The organism is Saccharopolyspora sp. NFXS83 (assembly GCF_026241095.1).
Classification (GTDB): Bacteria; Actinomycetota; Actinomycetes; order Mycobacteriales; family Pseudonocardiaceae; genus Saccharopolyspora_C.
The window spans coordinates 118,315-131,515 of record NZ_JAPFGB010000012.1 but is presented as its reverse complement, the minus strand read 5'-3'; the positions used below and the strand labels follow the sequence as shown (position 1 = coordinate 131,515).

Annotated in this window: 11 protein-coding genes; 7 read left to right on the top strand and 4 right to left on the bottom strand. The window is 71.5% G+C overall.

What is annotated here, in order from left to right:
• Window positions 1–5 precede the first annotated feature (5 nt).
• Window positions 6–1,241 (bottom strand): MFS transporter, encoded by a 1,236-nt coding sequence (locus tag OOZ19_RS15520; RefSeq protein ID WP_266090869.1) that lies wholly within the window; start codon window positions 1,239–1,241, stop codon window positions 6–8.
• Window positions 1,242–1,534: 293 nt separating this feature from the next.
• Complete coding sequence (locus tag OOZ19_RS15515; protein WP_266090806.1) at window positions 1,535–3,652, bottom strand: RecQ family ATP-dependent DNA helicase; 2,118 nt, start codon at window positions 3,650–3,652, stop codon at window positions 1,535–1,537.
• Window positions 3,653–3,748: 96 nt separating this feature from the next.
• Here OOZ19_RS15515 and OOZ19_RS15510 point away from each other — a divergent pair, with 96 nt between their 5' ends.
• Together OOZ19_RS15510 and nadD are read left to right on the top strand one after the other, a co-directional pair.
• Window positions 3,749–5,065 carry a glutamate-5-semialdehyde dehydrogenase gene (locus OOZ19_RS15510; protein ID WP_416309440.1) on the top strand — a complete coding sequence of 439 codons (1,317 nt, stop codon included), beginning with the start codon at window positions 3,749–3,751 and terminating at the stop codon, window positions 5,063–5,065.
• A gap of 86 nt (window positions 5,066–5,151) precedes the next feature.
• The gene (gene nadD, locus OOZ19_RS15505; protein ID WP_266090805.1) at window positions 5,152–5,775 is read left to right on the top strand and encodes a nicotinate-nucleotide adenylyltransferase; all 624 of its coding nucleotides are present in this window, start codon (window positions 5,152–5,154) and stop codon (window positions 5,773–5,775) included.
• Window positions 5,776–5,797: 22 nt separating this feature from the next.
• Here nadD and OOZ19_RS15500 read toward each other — a convergent pair whose 3' ends face one another.
• Window positions 5,798–6,220, bottom strand: a complete 423-nt coding sequence (locus OOZ19_RS15500; RefSeq protein ID WP_266090804.1) for a GNAT family N-acetyltransferase — start codon at window positions 6,218–6,220, stop codon at window positions 5,798–5,800.
• Window positions 6,221–6,542: 322 nt separating this feature from the next.
• On the opposite strand from OOZ19_RS15500, the gene rsfS reads away from it, so the two are divergent.
• The 5 genes from rsfS (at window position 6,543) to OOZ19_RS15475 (ending at window position 11,861) form a co-directional block, all read left to right on the top strand.
• A complete protein-coding gene (gene rsfS, locus OOZ19_RS15495) occupies window positions 6,543–6,935 on the top strand; it encodes a ribosome silencing factor (protein ID WP_184477674.1) in 393 nt (130 codons plus the stop codon).
• On the top strand, window positions 6,932–7,543 hold the full coding sequence (locus tag OOZ19_RS15490; protein ID WP_266090803.1) for a histidine phosphatase family protein: 612 nt from the start codon (window positions 6,932–6,934) through the stop codon (window positions 7,541–7,543). Before rsfS ends, OOZ19_RS15490 begins: the two co-directional genes overlap by 4 nt.
• A gap of 54 nt (window positions 7,544–7,597) precedes the next feature.
• A complete protein-coding gene (locus OOZ19_RS15485) occupies window positions 7,598–8,458 on the top strand; it encodes a DegV family protein (RefSeq protein ID WP_266090802.1) in 861 nt (286 codons plus the stop codon).
• Between the two features lie 392 nt (window positions 8,459–8,850).
• Window positions 8,851–9,495: a ComEA family DNA-binding protein gene (locus OOZ19_RS15480; protein ID WP_266090801.1), complete on the top strand. Its 645-nt coding sequence runs from the start codon at window positions 8,851–8,853 to the stop codon at window positions 9,493–9,495.
• Window positions 9,492–11,861, top strand: a complete 2,370-nt coding sequence (locus tag OOZ19_RS15475) for a ComEC/Rec2 family competence protein (protein WP_266090800.1) — start codon at window positions 9,492–9,494, stop codon at window positions 11,859–11,861. Before OOZ19_RS15480 ends, OOZ19_RS15475 begins: the two co-directional genes overlap by 4 nt.
• 59 nt (window positions 11,862–11,920) lie before the next feature.
• Here the strand turns inward: OOZ19_RS15475 and thrC are convergent, their stop codons facing one another.
• Entirely contained in the window at window positions 11,921–13,189 is a 1,269-nt protein-coding gene (gene thrC, locus OOZ19_RS15470) for a threonine synthase (RefSeq protein ID WP_266090799.1), read from the bottom strand.
• Window positions 13,190–13,201: the final 12 nt, after the last annotated feature.

Genomic DNA, 13,201 nt, shown 5'->3' with positions numbered 1-13,201 from the left:
CGCGCTCAGCGGAGTTCGGTGCCCTTGGTCTCCGGCAAGGTGCGGATCACCAGGAACGCGACGACGGCGCTGACTGCGATGTACCAGAAGAACGCGGTGGACGCGTTGACCGCGGCCAGCCCCTGGATCACCAGCGGAGCGGTGCCGCCGAAGACGGCGACCGTCAGGTTGTACCAAGCCCCGATGCCCAGGCCGCGCAGCTCCGTCGGGAACAGCTCCGACATGATCGCCGGGGCGATCGACGTCATCGCCGTGTAGAGGCCGACGCCGATGCAGAAGACCACCAGCAGACTGCCGAGCCCGGGGCGGACCAGGGCCGACAGCGGCACGATCAGCACCGCCGTCGCAGCCGACCACGCCAGCAGCTGCGGTTTGCGCCCGAAGCGGTCCGAGAGCACTCCCATCGGGTACTGCAGGGCGATGAACAGCGCGGTGGCCACCGACAGCGCCAGGAAGACGTCCGTGGCGTCCGCGCCGCGGGTCTTCACCGCGAACGGGGTCAGCGCGCTGAAGAACGTGTAGTAGCAGAGCGTCGAGAGCATGCTGAAGCCGATCAGCTGGCCCACCGCCTTGGGGTGCAACCGCAACGTCGTCCGCAGCGGTTTCGCGAGGGCGCGGGCCTTCTCCCGGTTGTCCTCGAACTGCTCGGTCTCCTCCAGCGAGCGGCGCAACCACACGCCGATCAGCCCCAGCACGCCGCCGATCACGAACGGGATGCGCCAGCCGAAGTCGGTGAGCTGCTGCTCGCTGAGCACCGAGGTCAGCAGGAAACCCAGCAACGAGGCGATGAGCAGCGCGGTGCCGGTGGAGATGTAGAAGAAGGCGGAGTAGCGCCCGCGCCTGCTCGCCGGGGCGATCTCGGCCAGGTAGGCCGACGCGTTCGACACCTCACCGCCCAGCGACAGGCCCTGCCCGATCCGGGCCAGCACGAGCAGCGCGGGTGCCGCCCAGCCGATCAGGTCGAAGGTCGGCAGCACCCCGATCAGCAGCGAACCGCCCGCCATCAGCGCGATCGTCAGCAGCATCGCCGTCTTCCGGCCGCGCAGGTCGGCGAACCGGCCGAGCAGCCAGCCGCCGAGCGGGCGGAAGAAGAACGCCAGCGCGAACGTGGCGAGCGTGTTCACCAGCGCCAGCTCACCGGGGAAGAAGCGGCTCGCGAAGTACACGCTGAACGCGCTGTAGATCGTCCAGTCGTACCACTCGATGGCATTGCCGATGCTGGCCGCGACGAGCTTGCGCATCGGCAGCCGATGCCGCTCGGGCACGGATGTAGCCGTCACCGTCCGCCCCTCCCCGAATCGATCCCCCACACGGGCTAGTGGGTCGGATCACACTAAAGCGCTCGGTGCCCGCCTGGAAACCCTTCCCACCAACCGGACCCACCGTTTCGCGTGAAACACCCCGATCGCCACCCACCCCCAGCGATCTCCCGGCGAACGTCCGAGGGGACACCGCCCGTCCGCGACATCGCAGCGAGGCGGTGACGTCCGTGGCATAGGTGGTGGTGCGAGGGAGCGGGAGGTAGGGGAGGGGTTCAGCCGGTGGAGGCGAGGGTGAACGGCAGCACCGCCGGGGCGCCCGCGAGCCGCAAGGTGCGGGCGACGATCGCCGAGGTCCAGCCGGTGTCGGTGTAGTCGTCCATCAGCAGCACCGGGCCGTCCAGCTCGGCGACCTTCGGGGCCAGGTCCTCCGGCACCTTGAACTGCCCGCGCAGCGAACCGACGCGCTGCGCGCTGTTGCCGCGCTTCGGCGTCGTCGCCGGATTCGTCGCCACCTCGCCCAGCAGCGGCAACCGGCCGATCGTGGCGATGCGCTGCGCGAGGGTGCGCACCAGCAGCGGCCTGCTGTTCGAGCCGATCGAGATGACGCCCACCGGCCGCTGCTCCCACTCCCAGGACGCCAGCACCTTCACGCAAGCCTGGAACAGGTCCTCGGGCAGCTCCTGGTCCGCAACACCGGTGCCGAGCAGTTCGCGCAGCCGGTTGCCCCAGCCGATGTCGGTCAACCGGCCCACGGCCCGGCCCGGTTCGGCGCGTTCCCCGGCGGGCAGCCTCCCGGAGACCGCCAGGCCCAGCGCCTCCATCCCGCTCGGCCACATCTTGCGCGGTTCGAACTCCACGCCCGGCCGGTGCAGCCGCTCCTGCGCCTGCTGGACCACCTGCTCGTCGACGTCGGCGGAGCGGTTCTCCCCGGTGCAGTTGTCGCAGCGCCCGCACGGTTCGGCGTACGGGTCGTCGAGCTGGCGGCGCAGGAACTCCATCCTGCATTCGGTGGTGGCCAGGTAGTCCAGCATCGCCTGCTGCTCGGAGGCCCGTTCCGCGGCGATGCGCCCGTAGCGTTCGGCGTCGTAGCTCCACGGTTCCCCGGTCGCTTCCCAGCCGCCCTTGACCCGCCGCACGGCGCCGTCCACGTCGAGGACCTTGAGCACCATCTCCAGCCGGGACCGGCCCAGTTCGACGCGGGGCTCCAGCCCGGCCGTGGACAAGGTGCCCCCTTCGGCAAGGGCGTCCAAGATCGAGCGGACGGTGCCCTCTGGCGGGAACGCCAGCGACGCGAAGTAGCGCCAGATCTCCTGGTCCTCCGGCCCGGGAAGCAGCAGTGCCTCCGCGCGCCGCACACCACGACCGGCGCGGCCGATCTGCTGGTAGTAGGCGATCGGCGAGGACGGTGCACCCAGGTGCACCACGAAACCGAGGTCGGGCTTGTCGAAGCCCATGCCCAGCGCGGAGGTCGCCACCAGCGCTTTCACCCGGTTCGCCAGCAGGTCCTCCTCCGCGCGCTGCCGCTCCTCAGGGTCGGTGCGACCCGAGTAGGAAGCGACCTCGAAGCCCTGGTCGCGCAGGTACCCGGCGACTTCGTCGGTGGCCGCGACGGTGAGCGTGTAGATGATCCCCGAGCCGGTCATCTCGCCGAGGTTGCTCGCCAGCCACGCGAGCCGCGCCTGCGCCGTCGGCAGCCGCAGCACGCCGAGCCGCAGGCTCTCCCGGTCCAGGGTGCCGCGCAGCACCAGCGTCTCCTGCGGGTCGCTGAACTCGCCGCCGACGCCGAGCTGGTCGGACACGTCCTGCACCACGCGGTCGTTGGCGGTGGCCGTCGTCGCCAGCACCGGGACACCTTCGGGCAGCTCGCCCAGCAGCGTGCGCAGCCTGCGGTAGTCGGGGCGGAAGTCGTGGCCCCAGTCGGAGATGCAGTGCGCCTCGTCCACCACCAGCAGGCCCGCGCTGTGGGTGAGCTCCGGCAGCACGGTGTCCCGGAAATCGGGATTGTTCAGCCGTTCGGGGCTCACCAGCAGCACGTCCACGTCGCCGACGGCGACCTGCTCCTCGATGGACTGCCAGGCCTGCGGGTTGGCCGAGTTGATCGTGGCGGCGCGCACGCCCGCGGCTTCGGCGGCTTCGACCTGGTTGCGCATCAGCGCCAGCAGCGGCGAGACGATCACCGTGGGACCTTCGCCGAGTTCCCGCAGCAACGCGGTGGCCAGGAAGTACACCGCGGACTTGCCCCAGCCGGTGCGCTGCACCACGAGCGCGCGCCGACGATGCAGCACCAGGGCCTGGATGGCGCGCCACTGGTCTTCGCGCAGTTCCGCATCCGGACCGGCCAGCGCACGGAGCCGTTCATCGGCGAGTTCCCGCAGGGCTTGTTCGTCCACGCCTCGATTCCTACCGGATGGCGCCGACGTGCCCGGCACCGCCCGTCGCTTCGTCACCAGCGGAACTCGGTTGCGGGCGCCCACTAGGCTGGTCGCGTGACGACGAGCATCGAACCCACCGACGCCCAGCAGGCGGAGACCGCCGGCGACGAACTCCGTGACCAGGTGCGCGACGCGGCTCGGTCCGCTCGGGACGCCGCCGCCGAACTGGCGCTGCTGCCGCGGGGCGCGAAGGACGCGCTGCTGCACGCGATGGCCGATGCGCTCGTCGCGCGTGCCCCGGAGATCTTGGCGGCCAACGAGCTCGACGTCGCGCGCGCGGAGGACAACGGCACCGCCGCCGGGCTGATCGACCGGCTGCGGCTGAGCACCGACCGCGTCGGGGGGATCGCCGAGGGGCTGCGCACCGTCGCCGGGCTGCCGGACCCGATCGGCGAGGTGGTGCGCGGCAACGTGCTCGCGAACGGCTTGCAGCTCCAGCAGGTCCGGGTGCCGCTGGGCGTAGTCGGCATAGTCTACGAGGGCCGTCCCAACGTGACCGTGGACGCCGCCGGGCTCACGTTGAAGTCCGGCAACGCCGTGCTGCTGCGCGGTTCCGCGTCGGCGGAGCAGTCGAACACCGCGCTGGTCGCGGTGCTCAGCGAGGTGCTCGTCGAGCACGAGCTGCCCGCTGCCGCCGTGCAGCTGCTGCCCAGCCACGACCGCGCCTCGGTGCGGCACCTCATCACCGCGCGCGGCCTGGTGGACGTCGTCATCCCCCGCGGCGGTGCGGGCCTGATCGCCACGGTCGTCGAGCAGTCCACGGTGCCGACGATCGAGACCGGTGTGGGCAACTGCCACGTGTACGTCGACGCGCACGCCGACGCGGACACGGCGCTGCGCATCCTGCTCAACTCCAAGGCTCGCCGTCCGAGCGTGTGCAACGCGGCGGAGACGCTGCTGGTGCACCGGGACGTCGCCGCCGAGTTCGTGCCACGCGCGGTCGCCGAGCTGCGCACCGCCGGGGTCACCGTGCACGGCGACGACGAGTTCGTCCGCCTCGGTGGTTCCGGTGTGGTCGCCGCCGAAGAGCACGACTGGGACGCCGAGTACGGCTCGCTGGACATCGCCGCCGCCGTCGTGGAGTCGCTGCCCGCGGCGACCGAGCACATCCGCGCCCACGGATCCGGGCACACCGAGGCCATCGTGACCAGCGATGTCCGCGCCGCGCGCCAGTTCACCGCACGGGTCGACTCGGCCGCGGTGATGGTCAACGCCTCCACGGCGTTCACCGACGGCGGCGAGTTCGGGATGGGCGCCGAGATCGGCATCTCCACGCAGAAGCTGCACGCCCGCGGCCCGATGGGGCTGCCCGAACTCACCTCCACGAAGTGGCTCGTGTTCGGCGACGGGCACGTGCGGCCCGCGGGCTGAGCCGCGGCGGGCGCAGCGTGTGATCAGTCACCGTCCTGCTGCTCGTCGGCGCTACCTGGGAGGTCGCTGGATTAGGCTGTGCAGTCATGTCTCGTCGGCGCCGTATCGGGGTCATGGGTGGCACCTTCGACCCGATCCACCACGGTCACCTTGTGGCGGCCAGTGAAGTGCAGGCCCAGTTCGGCCTCGAACAAGTGATCTTCGTGCCGACCGGCCAGCCGTGGCAGAAGGGCCACGACGTGGTCAGTCCGGCCGAGGACCGCTACCTGATGACGGTCATCGCCACCGCGTCGAATCCCCGGTTCCTGGTGAGCCGGGTCGACGTGGACCGCAGCGGCCCCACCTACACCGCGGACACCCTCAGCGACCTGCGCGCGCTGTACCCGGACGCCGAGCTGTACTTCATCACGGGCGCCGACGCGCTGGAGCAGATCCTGTCCTGGCACCGGGTGGAGGAGCTGTTCGAGCTCGCGCACTTCATCGGTGTCACGCGCCCCGGCTACTCGCTCGACGACGCGCACCTGCCGCAGGGTTCGGTGTCGCTGGTGGAGATCCCGGCGATGGCGATCTCCTCCACCGGCTGCCGCGAACGCGTGAACGCGGGCCTGCCCGTCTGGTACCTGGTACCCGACGGAATCGTCCAGTACATCACCAAGCGCGGCCTCTACCGCGCCGAAGACGGCTCACCGGCACCGGAGTGGGGACCGTGACCGGTCGTCGGGTCGGGCCGGATCATGCGGCGGCGCTGAGGTCCAGTGCCATCAGGACGTCGTCGACGTAGTTCCCCTGCAGGAAGAACTCGCCCCGCAGGATTCCTTCGACCCGGTAGCCGTGCCGGTGGTACAGCGTTTGAGCGCGGGGGTTGGAGCCGAGCACCTTCAACGTGATCCGGCGTGCGCCGCGCGCGACGGACTCCCGCCGGATCGCGTGCAGCAACGCGGTCCCCACGTCGCGTCCTTGGTGCTCCGGGGCGACCGAGCACCCGTAGATCACTTGGACGTGGGCGGTGGCGAGTCCGATCTTGGGATGGGCGAGTGAACTCGGGACCAGTTTCGCGAAACCCAGCGGACGCGCGTTCTCGACGGCTACGAGGACGTTCTCGGGGAGGGTCGGCTCGGTGAAGACGGGGGCATCGAGCGACGGCCGTGGAAACACCGACGATTCCCAAGACCATGCGCCGTGCACGATTCGTGAGAGTTCCGGCTCGTCGCCCGGAACTGCGGTCCGCATTCCCGCCCGCCCCTCTCGTTGACCTCGCATCCAGTGTCCGAATCGGCGCAACCGATTATCGAGATCGGCGCATCGGAGCAACTGCCGCGGGGTCGCGCACCTGTTCGGAAGTTCCGAAGTCGTGAACTCTGCGGAACGCGTCGTGGTGGTCCACGTCCCGTGCGCACCCCGGTGGTCGTAATGGGTGTGGTGGGGCTGGCTATCCTGGGGCGCGTGGGCGGAACCGTGCCCGCCTGAGAGGAGTGACGTGGCAGCCACTGAGGAAGCCCGCAGGCTGGCCCTCGTCGCGGCGCAGGCCGCGGCGGACAAGAAGGCGAACGACCTCGTGCTGCTCGACGTCTCCGAGCAGCTGGTGATCACCGATTGCTTCGTGATCGCCTCGGCGCCGAACGAGCGCCAGGTCGACTCGATCGTCGAGGCCGTCGAGGAGAAGATGCGCGCCGCGGGCACCAAGCCGGTGCGCAGGGAAGGCGCCCGCGAGGGGCGCTGGGTGCTGCTCGACTTCGTCGAGGTCGTGGTGCACGTGCAGCACGCCGACGAGCGTTCGGTGTACGAGCTGGAGCGGCTGTGGAAGGACTGCCCGCGCATCGACTTCGTCGACAGCGCCGTTCCGGCTGAGCAGCAGGACGGCGTCGAGTGAGCTTGGATCGCCTGGTGCTGTGGCGGCACGGCGAGACGGACTACAACGCCGCTGGACGCATCCAGGGGCATCTCGACACCTCGCTGACCGAGAACGGCATCGCGCAGGCGCACCGGGCGGCCCCGGCGATCGCGGCGTTCGAGCCGGAGGTCGCCGTCGGGTCGGACCTGCGACGGGCGAGCGCGACCGCAGCCGCGTTCACCGAGGTCTCCGGCATGCCGGTGCGGCAGGACAAGCGGCTGCGCGAGACGCACTTGGGCGAGTGGCAGGGCCTCAGCGGCGCTGAGGTCGAGCACGGCTGGCCGGGTTCGATGGCGGTGTGGCGGTCCGATTCGACTTGGGCTCCGCCCGGCGGCGAGTCCCGCGTGGAGGTCGCCGAGCGCGCGTTCGAGGTCGTCGACGAGCTCGACTCCGCTCACCGGGCGACCGCGCTGGTGTGCGCGCACGGCGGGCTGATCACCGGTTTGACGGCCCGGCTGCTGGAATGGCCGGTGGAGATGTGGCCCGGCCTCGGCGGGGTCTCGAACTGCCACTGGGTGGTACTGACGCGGCACGCGGTCACCGGTCGCTGGCGGCTGACCACGTACAACGGCGGCATGCCTGCCTGAGCGCCTGGTCACCCTCGAGGGTGCGCGCGGCGGCCGGACCTTAGGGTTGCGCGCGTGTCCGTAGCCGTCATCACCGATTCGACCGCGTACCTGCCGACCGGATTCGCGCAGCGGCACGCGGTCCAGGTGGTACCGCTGCACGTCAGCGTGCAGTCCGCCGAGCCGGTACCGGAGCACGAGTTCGATTCGGGGCGGCTGCTGGCGGCGTGGGACCGCAAGCAGCGGGTGACGACCTCGGGCGCGAGCGTCGGCGAGTTCGCGGCGGCTTACCGGGAGGCGTTGTCCGCCGGCGCCGACGGGGTGGTCTCCATCCACCTGTCCCGCCGCTTGTCGGGCACCTGGGACGCCGCGCGGCTGGCGGCGCGGGAGGTCGACCCGGAGCGGGTGCGCGTCGTCGATTCCCGATCCACCGCGATGGGGCTGGGTTTCGCCGCGTTGGGCGCGGCGGAGAGCGCCCGCGGCGGGGCGAGCCTGTCCGCGGTGGAGAGCCGGGCCGCGTTGATCGCCCAGCGGACCAGGACGTTGTTCTCGGTGCAGACCTTGGAGCACCTGCGCCGCGGCGGCCGGATCGGCGCCGCGGCCGCCGTGCTGGGCACGGCGCTGGCGATCAAACCGCTGCTGCACGTGCACGACGGTCGGGTGGAGCTGCTGGAGAAGGTGCGGACCACGGCGCGTGCGCACGCCCGGCTGCTCGACCTGGTGTGCCGGCCCGCGGAGGAGGGGCCGGTGTCGGTCGCGATCCACCACCTGGCCGCTCCCGAGTGGGCGGAGCGGCTCGCGGAGCAGTTGCGCAAGCACGCGTCGGCGGCGTTGGAGTGCGTGGTGTCCGAGGTGGGGCCGGTGGTGGGGGCGCACATCGGGCCCGGAGCGCTGGGTGCTGTGGTGCTGCCGGGAGGCTGGCGGCCTACCGCTTGATCCTGCGATTCATTCCGATGAATAGCGGATACATCTGCTTTCGAGTGAATTCGACGGTCGAGTTTTCCACAGGTCATCGATTCATCCACAGATCCTGACATTGGGTCTGGTCGCGGCCGGAACGGACTTCTAGCGTCGATGGCATGGCTGCCACCACCCGCCTCCGCGGAGTTCTCCACGATCCCCCCGAATCCGCGACCACCCCGCGCGCTCGCCTGCTCGCGCTGAAACAGCAGGCCGATCGTGAGTCCCGAGCGCAAGAGCGGGATTCCCACCGACACGGCGACACCGCGGATCCGCTCGATTCCGGAATCGAGCACGATTCGCGCGCCGGCCCTGAATCCCCCGGACGGCATTGCGCCACGGCGCAACCGGACACCCGAACCCGGCGGGTGCTGCAGCGGTGGCTGCCCGAATCCGTGCTGGGGGCCAGGCTCGACCCCGGTCGCGCGGGACGGCTCGGGCTGCTGCTCGCGGCGGTCCTCGCCCTCATCGTCGTCATCGTCACCACCTGGGTGGATCGCCCGGTGGCCGAACCCGCTCCGAGCCCGCCGCTGCCCGTCCCAATGGCACCGGCCGCCCCGGCACCACCCGCTCCGCCGCCGGACCTGGTGATCAGCGTCGTCGGCGAGGTCGCGCGCCCCGGCCTGGTCACCGTGCCGTCCGGCGCCCGCGTGGCGGACGCGCTGGAAGCCGCGGGCGGCACGAACGCGGGAACCGACATCACCGCGCTCAACCTGGCTCGGCGGCTGGCCGACGGCGAGCAGCTCTACGTCGCCGTCCCGGTACCACCGGGCGCGAACGCCGGGCAGGTCCAGCCGGGTCCTGGACCAGGGACGTCGTCGACGAAGGTCGACCTCAACACCGCTACTGAGGAGCAACTCGATGCGCTGCCCGGAGTCGGCAAGGTCATGGCGGAACGGATCGTGCAGTGGCGCACCCGGCACGGGCGCTTCAGCTCCGTCGATCAGTTGCAGGACGTCGAAGGCATCGGCGACACCCGGTTGTCGAAGCTGCGCGAGCTGGTCCAGGTGTGAGGGCGACGTCCTTCCCGCACTCGGCGCTGCTCGACCTGCGGCTCGTTCCGGCGGCCCTCGTGACCTGGGCGGTGACGCTGGTCGGGCTGCTCGGCGGCTGGGTCCCGGCGACGGTCCTCGCGTGCTCGTCGGCGGTGCTGCTGGTGGTGGCGTGGTCGGTGCGGGGCCGGGCGTGGCGCAACGGCCTGCTCGCGGTGCTGATCATCGCCGGTGTTGCCGGCGCGGGCATCGCGGTGCGCGCCCACGCGGTCAGCACGCACCCGTTGCGCGTCGCGGCGCAGCAGGGCGAGCGGGTGACGCTGCGAGCCACGCTCGCGGAACCGCCGCGTCCGCTGCAGGGCGCGTCCTACGGCGCGCGGCGTGCCCAGGACCGTTCCTTGGCGCACGTGCGGCTGAGCTCCGTCGACACCGGCGAGGGGCGGACCCGGGTCGGTGGCAGGGCGCTGCTGCTGGTGCCCACGGCGCAGTGGCGGACCTTGATCGCGGGCCAGGAGATGACGGTGACCGGGAGGGCGGTTCCACCGCGCGGCGGGGAACTGCTGGCAGCCGCTGTCCAGGTCAACCGGCCGCCGGCCCAGGTGCTCCCGCCGCCCGGCTGGCAACGGGTGGCGGAAGACCTCCGCGAAGGACTGCGCTCGACTTCGCGAGGGGTGCTGGGCCCGGCCGCCGCCGGTCTGCTGCCCGGACTGGTGGTCGGCGATACCGGTCGGCTACCGCCGGAGATCGTGGAGCAGTTCGACACCGCGGGGCTGACCCACTTGATGGCGGTCTCCGGGGCGAACCTCGCCATCGTGTGCGGAGCGGTGCTGCTGGTGCTGCGGCTGGCTGGAGCAGGACCAGTGCTCTCCTCGGTGGGCGCCGCGCTGGCGATGGCCGGATTCGTGGTGCTCGCCGGGCCGGAGCCGAGCGTGCTGCGGGCCGCCGTGATGGGCGCGATCACGTTGTTCGCCCTGGCGATGGGACGGGAGCGCTCGGCGATGCCCATCTTGTCGGCCAGCGTCATCGGCCTGCTGCTGCTCGCTCCCGGCTTGGCCACCACGGTGGGCTTCGCGCTGTCGGTGGCGGCGACGGCCGGGCTGGTCGTGCTGGCGCCGGTGTGGGCGGGCGCGATGCACGCCAGGGGAGTGCCGGTCGGGATCGCCGAGTCGCTGGCGGTGCCGGCGGCGGCGCACTTGGTCACGGCTCCGCTGGTGGCGGCGATCTCCGGGGAGGTCAGCCTCGTCGCGGTGGCGGCGAACCTGCTCGCCGGGCCGCTCGTCGCGCCCGCGACCGTGCTGGGCGTGGCGGCCACGGTGCTGGCTCCGATCTCCGCTCCGTTGGCCACCGCGCTGGTGTGGCTGGCGGGCCCGGAGCTGGAGTGGGTGCTCGCGGTGGCGCGGCACGCGGCGGCGGTGCCGGGCGCCTCGTTCGGCTGGCCCTCGGGGGTGCTGGGCGGGGCGTTGCTAACGGTGCTCTCGGTGATCGCCCTGATCGTGCTGCGCGGTCGCATCGCCCGGCTGGTCCTGGTGAGCTTGGTGCTGATCGCCGTGGTGGTGGTGATCCCGATCCGGCACCAGGTGGCGCCGTGGCCGGTGCCGGGCTGGGCCCTGGTGGCCTGCGACGTCGGGCAGGGCGACGGCCTGGTGCTGGCCACCGGGCGCGACCGCGAAGCGGTCGTCATCGACACCGGGCCGGACCCGGTGCTGATGGCCGAATGCCTGCGACGGTTGCGGATTCGCAGCGTGCCGCTGGTGCTGCTGACCCACTTGCACGCCGATCACGTCAGCGGGCTCCCGGCGGTGCTGTCCGGGCGGCGAGTGGGTTCGGTCGCGGTCGGCCCGCTGAACGAACCCGCTTGGGCGGCGCGGGAGGTGCGGGCGACCGCTCGCGCGCACGGGGCTCGGGTCCTCCCGCTGCACGCGGGGCAGCGGCTGCGCTGGCCGGAGCTGGTGCTCGACGTGCTCGGCCCGCGGGGCGAGTTGGCGCGGACCAGGTCAGCCGACGACGCCAACGACGCTTCGTTGGTGGTCAAAGCGACGACTCCGGCCGGTCGCGTGCTGCTCACCGGGGACGTCGAACTGCCCGGCCAAGCCGAACTGCTGTCGGCGGGGGTCGATCTCCGCGCGGAGGTGCTCAAGGTGCCGCACCACGGTTCGCGCTACACCACGCCCGCGCTGCTCACGGCGGTGCGCCCGCAGCTCGCCGTGATCAGCGTCGGAGCGGGCAACGACTACGGCCACCCCAGCCCGTTGATCATGGACGCGCTGATGCGGATGGGAGTGCGGATCCAGCGGACCGACGAGTCCGGGGACATCGCCATCGTTGCCGAAGGGGAGGGCCGCGAGGTCGTCGAGCGTGGGGATCCGGTGCGGCCGGACGAGAACTGACCTGCCGGTGGTCGTGCGAGTCCCGTGGGCCGCGGCGCGCCGCGGCCCACGGGCGGCGATCACAGGCCCAGCGCCTCGTTCACCGCGTCGGTGCTGGGGGCGACCGTGGCCTTCGGCCCGACCTGGTCCTGCACGGCGTCCAGGGTCTTGAGCCCGTCGCCGGTGATCAGCAGCACCGTCTCCTGGTCCGGGTCGATCTTGCCCGCTTCGATGAGCTTCTTCGCGGTCGCCACGGTGACGCCACCGGCGGTCTCGGCGAAGATGCCCTCGGTCCGGGCCAGCAGCCGGATGCCGGCCACGACCTCCTCATCGGTGACGTCCTCGATGGCCCCGCCGGTGCGGCGGACCGCGTCGAGCACATAGGGCCCGTCCGCGGGCGCCCCGATGGCCAGCGAGCGCGCGATGGTGTCCGGGCGCACCGGCTGCACCACGTCGTGGTCGCTCTTGAACGCGGTGGCGACCGGGGAGCACCCGGTGGCCTGCGCACCGAAGATCCGGTAGGGGCTCGGCTCGACCAGGCCGGTCTGCCCGAGTTCGCGGAAGCCCTTGTCGACCTTGGTCAGCTGGGAACCGGAGGCGATGGGAACGACGATCTGCTCCGGCAGCCGCCAGCCGAGCTGTTCGGCGACCTCGAAGCCGAGGGTCTTGGAGCCCTCCGAGTAGTACGGCCGCACGTTGACGTTGACGAACGCCCAGTCCTCGTGCTCGGCGGCGAGTTCGGTCGCCAGCCGGTTCACGTCGTCGTAGTTGCCGTCCACCGCGAGCAGCGAGCCTTCGTAGACCGCGCTCATCAGGATCTTCGCCCGCTCCAGGTTGGAGGGGACGAGCACCACGGAGTCCCAGCCCGCGCGGGCCGCGGCGGCGGCCACGGCGTTGGCGAGGTTGCCGGTGGAGGGGCACGCCAGGACCTTGAAGCCGAATTCGCGGGCGGCTGCCAGCGCCACCGCGACGACCCGGTCCTTGAAGGAGTGGGTCGGGTTGCCGGTGTCGTCCTTGATCCAGATCCGCTTGACGCCGAGCGCCTTCGCGAGATTGTCGGCGCGCACCAGCCTCGTACAACCGGGCTCGGTGTTCGGGTGCTCCTCGACGTTCGTCGGCACCGGCAGCAGCTTCTTGTAGCGCCAGATCGACCGCGGTCCGGACTCGATGTCCTCGCGGCGGATGCGCCCGAAGTCGTAGGCGACCTCGAGGGGCGAGAAGTCCTCCAGCGAGACGAACTCGGGTGCCAGGGGCTGGCGGTGGCCCTCTTCCTTCGACACCAGTTCGACGGCGGGACCCAGGTCGTAGGTCTTACCGGTGGAGTTCGGGGCTTGAGCGGCAGCAGTCATCGCGAGGTCCTT

Excerpts from the sequence above, each read along its gene's own strand:
- OOZ19_RS15520 (WP_266090869.1), bottom strand. The coding sequence starts at position 1,241 with ATGCGCAAGCTCGTCGCGGCCAGCATCGGCAATGCCATCGAGTGGTAC.
- nadD (WP_266090805.1), top strand. The coding sequence starts at position 5,152 with ATGTCTCGTCGGCGCCGTATCGGGGTCATGGGTGGCACCTTCGACCCG.
- thrC (WP_266090799.1), bottom strand. The coding sequence starts at position 13,189 with ATGACTGCTGCCGCTCAAGCCCCGAACTCCACCGGTAAGACCTACGAC.